The 14,370-nt window shown below is 70.2% G+C and carries 13 protein-coding genes and 1 riboswitch; of the genes, 12 read left to right on the top strand and 1 reads right to left on the bottom strand.

Annotation, left to right across the window (positions count from 1 at the left end; all coding sequences use genetic code 11):
- Nucleotide 1 precedes the first annotated feature (1 nt).
- From OHT51_RS12135 to OHT51_RS12120, 4 genes are all read left to right on the top strand, one after another.
- Nucleotides 2–1,627: a YifB family Mg chelatase-like AAA ATPase gene (locus OHT51_RS12135; RefSeq protein WP_328878934.1), complete on the top strand. Its 1,626-nt coding sequence runs from the start codon at nt 2–4 to the stop codon at nt 1,625–1,627.
- A complete protein-coding gene (gene dprA, locus OHT51_RS12130) occupies nt 1,624–2,784 on the top strand; it encodes a DNA-processing protein DprA (RefSeq protein WP_328878933.1) in 1,161 nt (386 codons plus the stop codon). The genes OHT51_RS12135 and dprA overlap by 4 nt, the downstream gene beginning before the upstream one ends.
- 293 nt (nt 2,785–3,077) lie before the next feature.
- Nucleotides 3,078–3,920, top strand: coding sequence for an RNA polymerase sigma factor WhiG (gene whiG, locus OHT51_RS12125; protein ID WP_328422905.1), 843 nt, complete (start codon nt 3,078–3,080; stop codon nt 3,918–3,920).
- A 95-nt stretch (nt 3,921–4,015) separates the two neighbouring features.
- Entirely contained in the window at nt 4,016–4,573 is a 558-nt protein-coding gene (locus OHT51_RS12120; protein WP_328884306.1) for a TetR/AcrR family transcriptional regulator, read from the top strand.
- Nucleotides 4,574–5,092: 519 nt separating this feature from the next.
- Here OHT51_RS12120 and OHT51_RS12115 read toward each other — a convergent pair.
- Nucleotides 5,093–5,710, bottom strand: coding sequence for a murein hydrolase activator EnvC family protein (locus OHT51_RS12115; RefSeq protein ID WP_443052706.1), 618 nt, complete (start codon nt 5,708–5,710; stop codon nt 5,093–5,095).
- Between the two features lie 328 nt (nt 5,711–6,038).
- Here OHT51_RS12115 and rpsB point away from each other — a divergent pair, with 328 nt between their 5' ends.
- The 8 genes from rpsB to OHT51_RS12075 all read left to right on the top strand — a co-directional run bounded on the left by rpsB (nt 6,039) and on the right by OHT51_RS12075 (nt 14,318).
- Nucleotides 6,039–6,977 (top strand): 30S ribosomal protein S2, encoded by a 939-nt coding sequence (gene rpsB, locus OHT51_RS12110; RefSeq protein ID WP_328878932.1) that lies wholly within the window; start codon nt 6,039–6,041, stop codon nt 6,975–6,977.
- 183 nt (nt 6,978–7,160) lie between these two features.
- On the top strand, nt 7,161–7,997 hold the full coding sequence (tsf, locus tag OHT51_RS12105; RefSeq protein ID WP_328878931.1) for a translation elongation factor Ts: 837 nt from the start codon (nt 7,161–7,163) through the stop codon (nt 7,995–7,997).
- 195 nt (nt 7,998–8,192) lie between these two features.
- Nucleotides 8,193–8,951, top strand: coding sequence for a UMP kinase (gene pyrH, locus OHT51_RS12100; RefSeq protein WP_328422897.1), 759 nt, complete (start codon nt 8,193–8,195; stop codon nt 8,949–8,951).
- A 168-nt stretch (nt 8,952–9,119) separates the two neighbouring features.
- Nucleotides 9,120–9,677 (top strand): ribosome recycling factor, encoded by a 558-nt coding sequence (gene frr / locus OHT51_RS12095; protein ID WP_062666818.1) that lies wholly within the window; start codon nt 9,120–9,122, stop codon nt 9,675–9,677.
- Nucleotides 9,677–10,843, top strand: coding sequence for a phosphatidate cytidylyltransferase (locus OHT51_RS12090; protein ID WP_328878930.1), 1,167 nt, complete (start codon nt 9,677–9,679; stop codon nt 10,841–10,843). Before frr ends, OHT51_RS12090 begins: the two co-directional genes overlap by 1 nt.
- Nucleotides 10,844–11,188: 345 nt before the next feature.
- Nucleotides 11,189–11,806: a hypothetical protein gene (locus tag OHT51_RS12085; RefSeq protein ID WP_328878929.1), complete on the top strand. Its 618-nt coding sequence runs from the start codon at nt 11,189–11,191 to the stop codon at nt 11,804–11,806.
- 68 nt (nt 11,807–11,874) lie between these two features.
- Nucleotides 11,875–12,981: a 23S rRNA (adenine(2503)-C(2))-methyltransferase RlmN gene (gene rlmN, locus OHT51_RS12080; RefSeq protein ID WP_328878928.1), complete on the top strand. Its 1,107-nt coding sequence runs from the start codon at nt 11,875–11,877 to the stop codon at nt 12,979–12,981.
- A 45-nt stretch (nt 12,982–13,026) separates the two neighbouring features.
- A riboswitch (TPP riboswitch) is annotated at nt 13,027–13,132 on the top strand.
- A gap of 79 nt (nt 13,133–13,211) precedes the next feature.
- Nucleotides 13,212–14,318, top strand: a complete 1,107-nt coding sequence (locus OHT51_RS12075) for a thiamine ABC transporter substrate-binding protein (RefSeq protein ID WP_328878927.1) — start codon at nt 13,212–13,214, stop codon at nt 14,316–14,318.
- Nucleotides 14,319–14,370: the final 52 nt, after the last annotated feature.

Here is a 14,370-nt window from a genome sequence, read left to right as displayed (position 1 = left end):
GATGGGGTTCGCGCGTACGTGCTCGGTCGCTCTGGTGGGCGTCGAGGGCGTTGTGGTCGAGGTCCAGGCGGATCTGGAGCCGGGGGTGGCGGCGTTCACCCTGGTGGGACTGCCCGACAAGAGCCTCTCGGAGAGCCGCGACCGGGTACGGGCGGCCGTCGTGAACTCGGGCGGGGAGTGGCCGCAGAAGAAGCTCACCGTCGGGCTCAGCCCGGCCTCGGTGCCCAAGGCGGGCAGCGGCTTCGACCTGGCCGTCGCATGCGCCGTCCTCGGCGCCGCCGAGAGGATCGATCCACGGGTCCTCGCCGACATCGTGATGATCGGTGAGCTGGGCCTGGACGGACGAGTGCGTCCCGTGCGGGGCATCCTGCCCGCGGTGCTGGCCGCGGCTGACGCCGGCTACGAGCAGGTCGTCGTCCCCGAGTGCGCCGCGGCCGAGGCCTCGCTGGTGCCGGGCGTGTCCGTACTCGGTGTGCGCAGTCTGCGCCAGCTGATCGCCGTCCTCGCGGACGAACCCGTGCCCGACGAGGCACCGGAGGAACAGGGCCGCCCGGATCCGCTGCTCGCCGGTCTGCGAATGCCGGGCACGGGCGCGGCCACGGGCATGCACAGCATGGGTGCCACCGAGCCCGACCACGGGCACGACCTCGCCGACGTGGTGGGCCAGATCTCGGCGCGGACGGCCGTGGAGGTCGCCGCGGCGGGCGGGCATCACCTGTTCCTCGAAGGACCGCCCGGCGCGGGCAAGACGATGCTCGCGGAGCGGCTGCCGGCCATCCTGCCCCGGCTCAGCAGGCAGGAGTCGCTGGAGGTCACGGCAGTCCACTCGGTGGCGGGGCTGCTCCCCCCGGGCAAGCCCCTGATCGACGTGGCTCCCTACTGCGCACCGCATCACTCGGCAACCATGCAGGCCCTCGTCGGCGGCGGCGCCGGCATCGCCCGGCCCGGCGCGGTGTCGCTCTCCCACCGAGGGGTCCTCTTCCTGGACGAGACGCCGGAGTTCAACAGCCATGCCCTCGACGCCCTGCGGCAGCCGCTGGAAGCGGGGCACGTCGTGATCGCACGCAGCGCGGGCGTGGTGCGCTTCCCGGCGAAGTTCCTGATGGTCCTCGCGGCCAACCCCTGCCCCTGCGGCCGCTTCTCCCGGACCGGCGACCTGTGCGAGTGCCCGCCCTCGGCGATCCGCCGCTATCAGGCACGGCTGTCGGGGCCGCTGCTCGACCGGGTCGACCTCCGGGTCGAGGTGGACCGAGTCACGCGCGCCCAGCTGACCGAGCGCGGGGCCCGGGGCGAGTCCACGTCCACGGTCGCCGACCGGGTCCGTGCAGCGCGTGAGCGGGCGTCGGACCGGCTCGCCGGTACCCCGTGGCGGACCAACAGCGAGATCCCCGGCCGGGAGCTGCGCAGCCGTTGGTACGCGGCGGTCGGCGCCATGGACGAGGCGGAACGGAACCTGGAACGCGGCGTACTGACCGCACGAGGACTCGACCGTGTGCTGCGGGTCGCGTGGACCGTCGCCGACCTGGTCGGCCACGACCGGCCCGACGCGACGGACGTCGCCCTGGCACTGCAACTGCGCACCGGCGTGCCGCGCGGCGTGCCCATGGCCATCGGGGCGCTGACGTGAACGGCACCGGGGATCCGGACGACGAACTGCTCGGCCGGGTCTTTCTCAGCCGGGTCGTCGAGCCCGGGGACGAGGTCGCCGGACGGTGGGTGCGGGAGTACGGCGTGGGGGAGGTGGTGCGGCGCCTGCGGGAGGGGGCGGAGGCCTTGCCGGGGGTCGGTTACAAGCGGTGGGACGGGCTGCGGGCCCGGGGGCTGGCGGCCGAGCCCGGCAGGGACCTCGCCGTCGCCCAGGAGGCCGGCGTGCGGTTTCTGTGCCCCGGGGACATCGAGTGGCCGGGGCAGCTCGACGACCTTGGGGACGCCCGGCCCCTCGGGCTGTGGGTGCGCGGGCGGGCCAGTCTGCGGTTGTGGGCGTTGCGCTCTGTGGCCGTAGTCGGGGCCCGCGCCTGCACCGAGTACGGCGCACACATGGCGGCCACCCTCGCCGGCGGGCTCGCCGAGCGGGGCTGGGTGGTCGTGTCCGGCGGCGCCTACGGGGTCGACGGTGCCGCTCATCGCGGTGCCCTCGGCTCCGGCGGAGCCACCGTCGCCGTGCTCGCCTGCGGCGTCGACCGGCCCTACCCGCGCGGGCACACCCAGCTGATCAACAGGATCGCGGAACAGGGACTCGTGATCGGCGAGCTGCCGCCGGGGGACCATCCGACGCCCAGCAGGTTCATCGTGCGGAACCGGGTGATCGCGGCCCTGACGCGGGGCACGGTCGTCGTCGAGGCCGCCCATCGCAGCGGCTCACTGGTCACGGCACGGGCAGCCCAGCGGTTGGGACGCCACACGATGGGGATCCCGGGCCCGGCCACCAGCGGCCTCTCGGCGGGCGTGCACGAACTGCTGCGCGGGGACGCTGTCCTGGTCACCGACGCCGCGGAGGTCGTCGAACTGGTCGGCGACATGGGAGAGCTCGCGCCCGAGCGGCGCGGGCCCGTCCTGCCCCGCGATCTGCTGGAGCCCGGGGCGCGCAGAGTCCTGGCGGCGCTGCCCGGTCGGCGCGCGGCGAGAGCGGACGAGGTCGCGCGCGGTGCGCAGACCACCGAGGACGACGCGATCGCGAGACTGTACGAACTCCGCTCACTTGGTTACGTCGAACGACACGGCGACAGCTGGAAGTTGACACGCCAGGCGACGATGTCCGTTCACGCCGGTCGGAGTCGATGCTGACCGAGCGTGTTCGGCCGTACGGGGGAACACGGACGCCCTTCAGAATTCCCCCAGTTGGGGTGTTCGTGTGATCACGTAGAGCGACCGTCCTGACCCTGCTGGGCGTCGAGCGGAACGTATCTGCGTACGGCGTGCGCCCCGCCCTTCGCGCACCGCGACACTTCAGTCACGCTACGCTCACGTGGATTCCGGCGCAGACCGGCATCTCGACCCCAGAACGGCAGCAGAACGACATCCGACCGGTTGCTCCCCCAGGCACCCCCACTTCACGGCAGAACGGCACAAGGCAACGAATGCCCCAGCACACCTCCGGGTCCGACCGGGCGGCGATCCCCCCAGCCGCCCGTGACGGTGGCAGCGTGCGGCCGCCCGCTCCCTCGACACTCGACGAGCTGTGGCGGTCGTACAAGGCGACGGGGGACGAGCGGCTGCGCGAGCAGCTGATCCTGCACTACTCGCCGCTCGTCAAGTACGTGGCGGGCCGCGTCAGCGTCGGCCTGCCGCCCAATGTGGAGCAGGCGGACTTCGTGTCGTCGGGGGTGTTCGGGCTGATCGACGCGATCGAGAAGTTCGACATCGACCGAGAGATCAAGTTCGAGACGTACGCGATCACGCGGATCCGGGGCGCGATGATCGACGAGCTCAGAGCGCTGGACTGGATTCCACGGTCGGTGCGGCAGAAGGCACGCAACGTCGAGCGGGCCTACGCGACGCTGGAAGCGCGGCTTCGGCGCACGCCCACGGAGGCGGAGGTGGCCGTCGAGATGGGCATCGCGGTGGACGAACTCCACTCGGTCTTCAGTCAGTTGTCGCTGGCCAACGTGGTGGCGCTGGAGGAGCTGCTGCACGTCGGCGGCGAGGGCGGCGACGGGCTCAGCGTCATGGACACGCTGGAGGACACCGCCGCGGACAACCCGGTGGAGGTCGCCGAGGACCGGGAGCTGCGACGGTTTCTGGCGCGGGCGATCAACACGTTGCCCGAGCGGGAGAAGACCGTGGTGACGCTGTACTACTACGAGGGGCTCACGCTGGCGGAGATCGGGAACGTGCTGGGCGTGACCGAGAGCCGGGTGAGCCAGATCCACACCAAGTCCGTGCTGCAGCTGCGGGCGAAGCTGGCCGGCTTCGGTCGTTGACCTGGCGGTACGTCTGTCGGGTTGGGCGGAGAGACTCCCGTCGGCGCGGGTGCGTCCGTAAAGTGGTTCATGTGCCAAGGATTCGAGCGGCCTCCGTGGCCGAGCACCGGTCGATGCAGCGAGCCGCCCTGCTGGATGCGGCTCGATCCCTGTTGTCCGAGGGCGGGACGGAGGCGCTGACCTTCCCCGCCCTCGCGGAGCGGACCGGGCTCGCGCGGTCGTCCGTGTACGAGTACTTCCGGTCGCGGGCCGCCGTGGTCGAGGAGCTGTGCGAGGTCGACTTTCCCGTGTGGGCCGCGGATGTCTCGGCGGCGATGGAACGTGAGGCCACGGCCGAGGGCAAGGTCGAGGCGTATGTCCGGCAGCAGCTCGCCCTCGTCGGGGACCGGCGGCACCGGGCCGTGGTGGCGATCTCCGCGAGCGAGCTGGACGCGGGGGCCCGGGAGAAGATCCGGGCGGCGCACGGCGGGCTGGTCGCGATGATCGTCGAGGCGCTGGCGGAGATGGGACACGCCGAGCCCCGTTTGGCGGCGATGCTGCTGCAGGGCGTGGTGGATGCGGCCGTGCGACGGATCGAGCTGGGGGCGGCGGAGGAGCCTTCGGCGATTACGGAGGCGGCTGTCTCGATGGCCCTGAGGGGCGTTCGGGGCTGAGTGCGGCGGGGTGCGCAGGTGGCCGCTGCCTGGTGTCGGAGGGGGCGGCCGGCGTGGGGGGCGAGGTCGGGGTTGGGTGGGGTTCGATGTCGGCGGGTGCCGCCTCTGTGAGTCGGGGCTGGGTCGAGGTTGGCGCGGTTCGATGTCGGTGCGTGCCGCCTTTGTGGGCTGGGAGTAGGCCGGGGTCGGGCGTGGCCTGATACCGGCGACGCCCCGCCTCACTGGGCTGAGCGCAGCCCCATCGGCACGACTGCCCGCAGTTGCGCGAGTCGGTCTGCCGGGCGCCGCTGAGGCGCCGATGCCTCGGCGGCAAGAGCGTCCGCGGGCCCCGGCGGCCGGCGGCCTTCCGGCAGGTCGGCGCAGTTGCCGACCTGGAGGCTGCGGCGGGCCAAGGTCTGTGCGGGACCGTGTGCGGGGTTGTGCGTCGGACGGCGCTGGGCCGGGTTGACTGCGCCGTCGGGTCGGCTATGTCGGTCGGGTCGACTGCCCCGGCCAGGTCCGCTAGGCCGGTCGGGTCGGCTACGTCGGCAACGGCACCCCCAGCACCGGCAGCAGCCGCGACGGTCCCCTGCGTAGCAGCCCCGGTGGCAGGAGTGACAACGGGTCCAGGTAGGCGTCGCCTCGGCGCAGACCCCAGTGCACGCACGTTCCCGTGCAGTGCGAGCCCGTCGGCTCCACCGTCCCCACGACCTCCCCCGCCGCCACCTCGGCGCCCTTCTTCAGTACCGCCCGCACCGGCTCGTACGTCGTCCGCAGCGGCGGATCCCCGGTCCCCGTCAGCTCCACCGACACGACCCCCTTGCCCGCCACCCGGCCCGCGAAGGAGATCCGCCCCGGCGCCACCGCCCGCACCGGTGTCCCGGCCGGGGTGCCGAGGTCCACGCCCCGGTGGCCGCGCCCGTACGGTGTCGCCGGGGGTTCCCAGGCGCGGAGGATCGGCGGGCGAGACCCCACGGGCCATGCCCGGCCGACCGTCGGCACGGTCGGGTCCGGGGCCGACGCGGCGCCGGCGCTCGCGGCGGTCGGGGTCAGTCGTGGTGCCGGGGACAGCAGCACGGCCGCCGTCAGGAGCAACAGCACCACCAGCCGTCCGAATGTCCTGGCCGTCCTGGCGTTCCTGGCCGTCATCGCCGTCATCGCCGTCATCGCCGCCCTCGCGGCACCCGCCGCCCTCGCACATTGCTTCGCTCGCATGCGAGAACCGTCCCCCAACCCCGCCGATCACGGCCGGGATCTGTGGATAACTCCCGGGTTGTGGACAGCGGCGTCACCCGGTACCTCGCGGGTCCCGTACACTTCTTCTGGCGATCCGGGTCACCGGGTCGACTTCGCACGCCCCGATACGACAACCGGAGACGGTCCGTATCAGCGCCTCTCGGTCCTTTGTGGCACGGCGCATGTGGGCGTCAGGCGCGGGAGCCGTCCGGCACCCGCGGCACAACCGAGAAATTCAAGGAGAACGGCCATGGCCGTCGTCACGATGCGGGAGCTGCTGGAAAGCGGCGTCCACTTCGGTCACCAGACCCGTCGTTGGAACCCGAAGATGAAGCGCTTCATCTTCACGGAGCGCAACGGCATCTACATCATCGACCTGCTCCAGTCGCTGTCGTACATCGACCGCGCCTACGAGTTCGTCAAGGAGACCGTCGCCCACGGTGGCACGGTCATGTTCGTCGGCACGAAGAAGCAGGCGCAGGAGGCCATCGCCGAGCAGGCCACCCGCGTCGGCATGCCCTACGTCAACCAGCGCTGGCTGGGCGGCATGCTCACCAACTTCTCGACCGTCTACAAGCGCCTGCAGCGCCTGAAGGAGCTCGAGCAGATCGACTTCGAGGACGTGGCCGCCTCCGGCCTCACCAAGAAGGAGCTGCTCGTCCTCTCCCGCGAGAAGGCCAAGCTGGAGAAGACCCTCGGTGGTATCCGTGAGATGCAGAAGGTGCCCAGCGCCGTCTGGATCGTGGACACCAAGAAGGAGCACATCGCCGTTGGTGAGGCCCGGAAGCTCAACATTCCGGTCGTCGCGATCCTCGACACCAACTGCGACCCCGACGAGGTCGACTACAAGATCCCGGGCAACGACGACGCGATCCGCTCCGTCACCCTGCTCACCCGCGTGATCGCCGACGCCGTCGCCGAGGGCCTCATCGCCCGCTCCGGCGTCGCCACCGGCGACAAGGGTGAGAAGGCCGCGGGCGAGCCGCTCGCCGAGTGGGAGCGCGACCTGCTCGAGGGCGAGAAGAAGGCCGACGAGGCTCCGGCTGCCGCCGAGGCCCCTGCCGCCGAGGCCCCTGCCGCCGAGGCCCCCGCTGCCGAGGCCCCGGCCGCCGAGGCTCCGGCTGCCGAGGCTCCGGCTGCCGACGCCCCCGCCACCGAGGCCCCGGCCGCCGAGGGCGAGCAGGCCTGACACCGTCAGCGTCAGGGTTGACGGCGGGAGCGGTACTGCACCCACTTGCGCCTTTGGCGCGGTGAAGTCCGCTCCCGCCGTTCACCCGTAGGTCGGCGAAAGGTCAGCGGCTTCCGCCTACATGGGGGCCGCAGACCCCGTAGATCTTCGATCTTCCAGACTTCGAGAAAGATTCACAGACTCATGGCGAACTACACCGCCGCTGACGTCAAGAAGCTCCGTGAGCTCACCGGCGCCGGCATGATGGACTGCAAGAAGGCGCTGGACGAGGCCGAGGGCAACGTCGAGAAGGCCGTCGAGGCGCTCCGTATCAAGGGCCAGAAGGGCGTCGCCAAGCGCGAGGGCCGCTCCGCCGAGAACGGCGCCGTGGTCTCGATCATCGCCGACGACAACTCCTCCGGTGTCCTCGTCGAGCTGAAGTGCGAGACGGACTTCGTCGCCAAGGGTGACAAGTTCCAGGCCGTCGCCACCGCGATCGCCGAGCACGTCGCGAAGACCTCCCCGGCCGACATCGAGGCCCTGCTCGCCTCCGAGATCGAGGCCGGCAAGACCGTCCAGGCGTTCGTGGACGAGGCCAACGCGAACCTGGGCGAGAAGATCGTCCTGGACCGTTTCGCGCAGTACGGCGACGGCTTCGTGCTCGCGTACATGCACCGCACGATGCCCGACCTGCCCCCGCAGATCGGTGTCCTCGTCGAGCTGGACAAGCCGAACGCCGAGGTCGCCAAGGGCATCGCCCAGCACATCGCCGCCTTCGCGCCGAAGTACCTCGCCAAGGAGGACGTGCCGGCCGAGGTCGTCGAGTCGGAGCGTCGTGTCGCCGAGGAGACCACCCGCGCCGAGGGCAAGCCCGAGGCCGCCCTGCCGAAGATCGTCGAGGGTCGCCTCAACGGCTTCTTCAAGGACGCCACGCTGCTCGGTCAGCCGTACGCGCTCGACAACAAGAAGTCCGTCCAGAAGGTTCTGGACGAGGCCGGTGTCACCCTGAAGCGCTTCACGCGCATCAAGGTCGGCATCTGAGTCCGTACCGCGATCGGCGCCCGACCCCGATAAGGTCGAGGGCAGTCGTCCGCGGACGCCGTCACCACGCACGCGCGCGTGACGGACGACAGCAGATCTGACGAGGAGGCCATTGCCGCGCATGGGATGCGAAACACACCCCAACCGGCAGTGGCCTTCTTCGTATGTGCACCACGTAACAAAGGCGGGATCTCGATGACCACCAAGGCCCAGAAGAGCGACGACGGCAAAGTACGCGGCCGGTACCTGCTGAAGCTGTCCGGAGAGGCCTTCTCCGGCGGCGGGGGCCTCGGCGTCGACCCCGACGTGGTGCACAAGATCGCCCGCGAGATCGCGGCCGTCGTGCGCGACGGTGCGCAGGTCGCGGTCGTCATCGGCGGCGGCAACTTCTTCCGCGGCGCCGAACTCCAGCAGCGCGGCATGGACCGGGCCCGCTCCGACTACATGGGCATGCTCGGCACCGTGATGAACTGCCTCGCCCTCCAGGACTTCCTGGAGAAGGAGGGCATCGACAGCCGGGTCCAGACCGCCATCACCATGGGCCAGGTCGCCGAGCCGTACATCCCGCTGCGCGCCGTACGGCACCTGGAGAAGGGCCGCGTGGTCATCTTCGGCGCCGGTATGGGCATGCCGTACTTCTCCACCGACACCACCGCCGCGCAGCGCGCCCTGGAGATCGACGCCGAGGCGCTGCTGATGGGTAAGAACGGCGTCGACGGGGTCTACGACTCCGACCCGAAGACGAACCCGGACGCCGTCAAGTTCGACTCCCTCGGCTACGGCGAGGTCATCACCCGCGACCTCAAGGTGGCCGACGCGACCGCCGTCACGCTGTGCCGCGACAACAAGCTCCCGATCCTCGTCTTCGAGCTTCTGGCGGAGGGCAATATCGCGCGCGCCGTCAAGGGTGAGAAGATCGGCACGCTTGTGGGTGAGCAGGGCGGTCGGGGCTGACGCTCCGACAACAAGCCCGTCCGGGGGACGGACGGGACGGACCCTGACCGGGGGATGGACAATGTCCTGCCGGTCGGGAACCGTGCAGGAAGAAGACGCGACGCAGCCGGCCGCCGCCCCACCGAGGAACCGCAGCCGGGCCTTACTCAAGACACGCAGGAGCAAGTGGTGATCGAAGAGACCCTCCTCGAGGCCGAGGAGAAGATGGAGAAGGCCGTCGTGGTCGCCAAGGAGGACTTCGCCGCGATCCGCACCGGCCGTGCGCACCCGGCGATGTTCAACAAGATCGTGGCCGACTACTACGGTGCGCCGACGCCGATCAACCAGCTGGCTTCGTTCTCCGTGCCGGAGCCGCGCATGGCCGTCGTGACCCCGTTCGACAAGAGCGCGCTGCGCAACATCGAGCAGGCGATCCGCGACTCCGACCTCGGAGTCAACCCGAGCAACGACGGCAACATCATCCGAGTGGTGTTCCCCGAGCTCACCGAGGAGCGTCGCCGCGACTACATCAAGGTCGCCAAGGGCAAGGGCGAGGACGCCAAGGTGTCCATCCGCTCCGTCCGCCGCAAGGCCAAGGACGCCATCGACAAGCTGATCAAGGACGGCGAGATCGGCGAGGACGAGGGCCGCCGCGCGGAGAAGGAGCTCGACGACACCACGCACAAGTACGTTGCTCAGGTGGACGAGCTCCTCAAGCACAAGGAAGCCGAGCTGCTCGAGGTCTGATGAACGACTCTTCCTGGGGGGCGCCGCCACAAGCCGGGCAGGCCGGTCATGCCGGGTACTGGGGGACCACCGCGCGTGGACCTGTCCAGGGGGCTGCCCCGGCGGGTCCCGCGTACGATGCGCCTGAGGCGCAGCAGACTCGCCCCATGCCCATCGTGCCCGACGTACCCGCGTATGGCGGAGACCAGGATGACGATCGGGGGGCCGCTCGGCTGAGCGGCCCCTTGTTCCGCGAACAGCCGCCCCGTACGCGGCCGTACGACACGTCGCAGGCGCGGCCCTCCGAGGCGGCGCAGCAGAATCCGGAGCCCATGCACGACTCCCCGCAGCCGGCGCCCCCGCCGCAGAAGAAGAGCGCGGGGCGCGACCTGGGTGCGGCCATAGGGGTCGCTGTCGGGCTCGGCGTGGTGATCGTCGCGTCGCTGTTCGTCGTCAAGGCCGTGTTCGTCGGTGTGGTCGCGGTCGCCGTGGTCGTGGGCCTGTGGGAACTGACCAAGCGGCTGGAGGAGCGCAAGGGCATCAAGGCGCCCCTCGTCCCCCTCGCGCTCGGCGGTGCGGCCATGGTGGTCGCCGGGTACGCCCGGGGTGCCGAGGGCGCCTGGGCGGCGATGGCGCTGACTTCGCTGGCCGTGCTGGTCTGGCGGATGACGGAGCCGCCGGAGGGTTATCTCAAGGACGTCACCGCGGGCGTCTTCGCGGCGTTCTACGTGCCGTTCCTGGCGACGTTCGTCGCGATGATGCTGACCGCCGACGACGGACCCTGGCGGGTCCTGACGTTCCTGCTCCTGACGGTCGTCAGCGACACCGGCGCGTATGCCGTCGGCTGGCGCTTCGGCACGCACAAGCTCGCCCCGCGCATCAGCCCCGGCAAGACCCGCGAGGGCCTGCTCGGCGCGGTGAGCTTCGCGATGGTGGCGGGCGCGCTGTGCATGCAGTTCCTCATCGACGACGGCACCTGGTGGCAGGGCCTGCTCCTGGGCCTCGCGGTCGCGGCCACCGCCACGCTCGGTGACCTCGGCGAGTCGATGATCAAGCGGGACCTGGGCATCAAGGACATGGGCACGCTGCTGCCGGGCCACGGCGGGATCATGGACCGACTGGACTCCCTGCTGCCGACGGCGCCGGTGGTGTGGCTGCTGATGGTGCTGTTCGTGGGCTCGGGTTGACGTCCGTACATGTACGTACCTGGGGGCCTCCGCTCTGACCGAGCGGGGCCCTCCGGCTTCGCCGGGCGGGCTCCCCGACTCCGCTCGGGGCGCCGCGTTCGGCCCACTCCGCCCCGGCTGCGCCGACGCCCGCCCACATGGACAGGGCCACGGCCACAAGGCGAGCAGCAACCGCCGCGGCCCCTTCAAGGAGGTGCCTCCGGTGGGGCGCTACGACTCCGGGATGGAGCAGGCGCCGCTTGCGAGTGCCGGCCGAATGGGGCAGACGGACAGGGAGCCGGGGCGAGTGGTGGGCTGCGATAACGGGGCGGGTGATGGGCAGCGCCGGTGATCTAGGGTGTGTCGATGCAGCCCTTGCCGTCGCCGCAGATACCGGCGAACGAACTCCGGCCCGGCCGTCACTGGTATGCAGCGGCGGCCGCGATCACCGTCGTGCTGATCGTGCTGGGTGTGGCCATCGGTGTGTACCGGTTCAAAAGCGCGATCGACGCGGTGGACACGGTCAACCAGTTCGCCAACGGCGACACCGTCACTCTGCGGCTCGAGCCGGGACGCGAGAAGGCGATCTGGATCAAGGAGCGAGGCCCGTCATCCGACCAGGCGTGCGGCATCACCGGTCCGGGCGACCCCCGTCTCACCGATCCGGCAATCGACGTGTTCCTCACCCGCGACGAGACCTGGAACCCGCTCTACACCATCGACGTGCCGCGGGCAGGCGACTACCAGGTCACCTGCACCTCCCTAGGGCCGTCCCGGTACGCCATCGGGGACCCCGGAGGCCTTGTCACATTTGGAGGGTGGCTGGCACTGGCCATCCTTCTCCCGATGCTCGGAATCAGCATCGGCGCCGTCATCGTCCTCGTCACCGCCTTCCGCCGCAGAGACCATCGCAAGCGCCTGCTCGCCGAACGCTGCGGCTCCGGTGGTAGCCAGGTGAGGGAGTCGAGCTCCCCTGCGCTCTGATCCGAGTCGTTGACGTGAACATGGAGCGGACGAATCGCACTCGGTTGATCTGCGACACTGGGGGAGTTATGCCTGCACCCGGAGAACTCACTTTCGTCGCCCCCCGCGGAGCCAAGAAGCCGCCGCGGCACCTTGCCGACCTCACTCCTGCCGAGCGCAAGGACGTCGTCGCTGCGATCGGCGAGAAGCCGTTTCGTGCCAAGCAGCTCTCGCAGCACTACTTCGCGCGGTACGCGCACGAGCCGGAGCAGTGGACCGACATCCCGGCCGGGGCGCGCGCCAAGCTGCGGGAGGAGCTGTTCCCGGAGCTGATGACGGTGGTGCGGCATCTGTCGACCGACCAGGGCACCACGCGCAAGACGCTGTGGCGGCTGTTCGACGGGACGCTCGTCGAGTCGGTGCTGATGCGTTATCCGGACCGGGTGACCATGTGCATCAGCTCCCAGGCGGGGTGCGGGATGAACTGCCCGTTCTGTGCCACGGGGCAGGCGGGGCTGGACCGGAATCTGTCGACCGCCGAGATCGTGCATCAGATCGTGGACGGGATGCGTGCGCTCCGGGACGGGGACGTACCCGGTGGGCCTGCCCGGCTTTCCAACATCGTCTTCATGGGGATGGGTGAGCCGCTCGCCAACTACAACCGGGTCGTGGGCTCCATTCGGCGGCTGACCGATCCGGAGCCGGACGGGCTCGGGCTGTCCCAGCGCGGGATCACCGTCTCGACCGTCGGTCTCGTCCCGGCCATCCACCGGTTCGCCGACGAGGGCTTCAAGTGCCGGCTCGCGATCTCGCTGCACGCGCCCGACGACGAGCTGCGCGACACCCTCGTACCCGTGAACACGCGGTGGAAGGTGCGCGAGGTGCTCGACGCCGGCTTCGAGTACTCCGCCAAGTCGGGCCGCAGGCTGTCCATCGAGTACGCGCTCATCCGCGACATCAACGACCAGGCCTGGCGTGGTGACCGGCTCGGGCGGCTGCTCAAGGGCAGGCCGGTGCATGTGAACCTGATCCCGCTGAACCCGACTCCGGGCTCCAAGTGGACCGCGTCGCGCCCCGAGGACGAGAAGGCGTTCGTCGAGGCCATCGCCGCGCATGGTGTGCCGGTGACGGTTCGGGACACCCGTGGTCAGGAGATCGACGGGGCGTGCGGGCAGCTCGCCGCGACCGAACGGTAGTCTGATCGCCGTAGGTACATTTTCATATGGCGTAAATACATCTTCATATTCCGACAGGGGAGCGCCACAGCGCTGAGAGTGCGGCATCGGCCGCAGACCCTCCGAACCTGGCCCAGGTCATTCTGGGTAGGGAGATCGGTCACCACTCGAGCTGTTGCGCCCTGCCCGGAGCCCTCCCAAGGGCTGCGGGCAGGGCCGCGTCTCTTCCTGGTCACCCCCAGGAGGAATTAGTGAGCATCACCAAGAAGTCCACGGTGAAGTCCGTGGCCCTGGCCGTCGGGCTGGGCCTCGTCGCGCTGCCCGCGCTGTCCGCGTGCGGGTCGTCCGACGCCGACAGCGGCAGCGGCAGCGGCGGGTCCAAGACCGTCACGCTCGTCAGCCATGACTCGTGGGCCGTCTCGAAGAGCGTCCTCGCCGCCTTCGAGAAGCAGTCCGGCTACAAGGTCAGGGTCCTGGAGGACGGCGACGCCGGGCAGGCCGTCAACAAGGCCATCCTCACCAAGGACAACCCGCAGGGCGACGTCTTCTTCGGCGTCGACAACACCCTGCTCTCGCGGGCGCTCGACAACGGGCTGTTCCAGTCGTACGAGGCCAAGGGCTCCGACCTGGTCCTGCCCGAGTACCGGGTCGACCGGGACAAGCACCGGGTCACCCCGATCGACACCGGCGACATCTGCGTCAACTACGACAAGGCGTACTTCAGCAAGCACAAGCTGACCCCGCCGAGCTCCTTCGACGACCTGATCAAGCCCGAGTACAAGAACCTCCTCGTCACCGAGAACGCCTCCGCCTCCTCGCCCGGCCTCGGCTTCCTGCTCGGCACCGCCGCCGAGTACGGGGATGACGGCTGGCAGGACTACTGGAAGAAGCTCAAGGCCAACGGCGTGAAGGTCGTCGACGGCTGGGAGCAGGCGTACAACGAAGAGTTCTCCGGGTCCGCCGGCGGCAAGAAGGCCAAGGGCGACCGTCCGCTCGTCGTGTCGTACGCCTCCTCGCCGCCCGCCGAGGTGATCTACGCCGATCCGAAGCCGACGACCGCGCCGACGGGCGTCGCGACCGGCACCTGCTTCCGGCAGGTCGAGTACGCGGGTCTGCTCAGCAATGCCGAGAACGCCGAGGGCGGCAAGGCGCTGCTCGACTTCATGCTGACCAAGACGTTCCAGGACGACATGCCGCTGAACATGTTCGTCTACCCGGTGCGCGAGGCTGCCCAGGTACCGCCGGAATTCACGAAGTACGGCCCGCAGGCCAAGAACCCCGAGACCCTGGACCCGGCGAAGATCGCCGACAACCGTGACGACTGGGTCAAGTCGTGGACCTCGCTCGTACTGAAGTAGGCCCTCGCAAGGGCGCCTTCCGCGAGGGACGCGCGCGGAGCGCGGCGGTGCG

It is taken from the genome of Streptomyces sp. NBC_00299, from assembly GCF_036173045.1.
GTDB lineage: Bacteria > Actinomycetota > Actinomycetes > Streptomycetales > Streptomycetaceae > Streptomyces > Streptomyces machairae.
This window is presented reverse-complemented; position numbering and strand designations above follow the sequence as displayed.

Bases quoted from the DNA above. Each gene is read 5' to 3' on its own strand.
- OHT51_RS12135 (WP_328878934.1), top strand. From the start codon at position 2: ATGGGGTTCGCGCGTACGTGCTCGGTCGCTCTGGTGGGCGTCGAGGGC.
- whiG (WP_328422905.1), top strand. From the start codon at position 3,078: ATGCCCCAGCACACCTCCGGGTCCGACCGGGCGGCGATCCCCCCAGCC.
- OHT51_RS12115 (WP_443052706.1), bottom strand. From the start codon at position 5,710: ATGACGGCGATGACGGCCAGGAACGCCAGGACGGCCAGGACATTCGGA.
- rpsB (WP_328878932.1), top strand. From the start codon at position 6,039: ATGGCCGTCGTCACGATGCGGGAGCTGCTGGAAAGCGGCGTCCACTTC.
- tsf (WP_328878931.1), top strand. From the start codon at position 7,161: ATGGCGAACTACACCGCCGCTGACGTCAAGAAGCTCCGTGAGCTCACC.
- pyrH (WP_328422897.1), top strand. From the start codon at position 8,193: ATGACCACCAAGGCCCAGAAGAGCGACGACGGCAAAGTACGCGGCCGG.
- OHT51_RS12090 (WP_328878930.1), top strand. From the start codon at position 9,677: ATGAACGACTCTTCCTGGGGGGCGCCGCCACAAGCCGGGCAGGCCGGT.
- OHT51_RS12085 (WP_328878929.1), top strand. From the start codon at position 11,189: ATGCAGCCCTTGCCGTCGCCGCAGATACCGGCGAACGAACTCCGGCCC.
- rlmN (WP_328878928.1), top strand. From the start codon at position 11,875: ATGCCTGCACCCGGAGAACTCACTTTCGTCGCCCCCCGCGGAGCCAAG.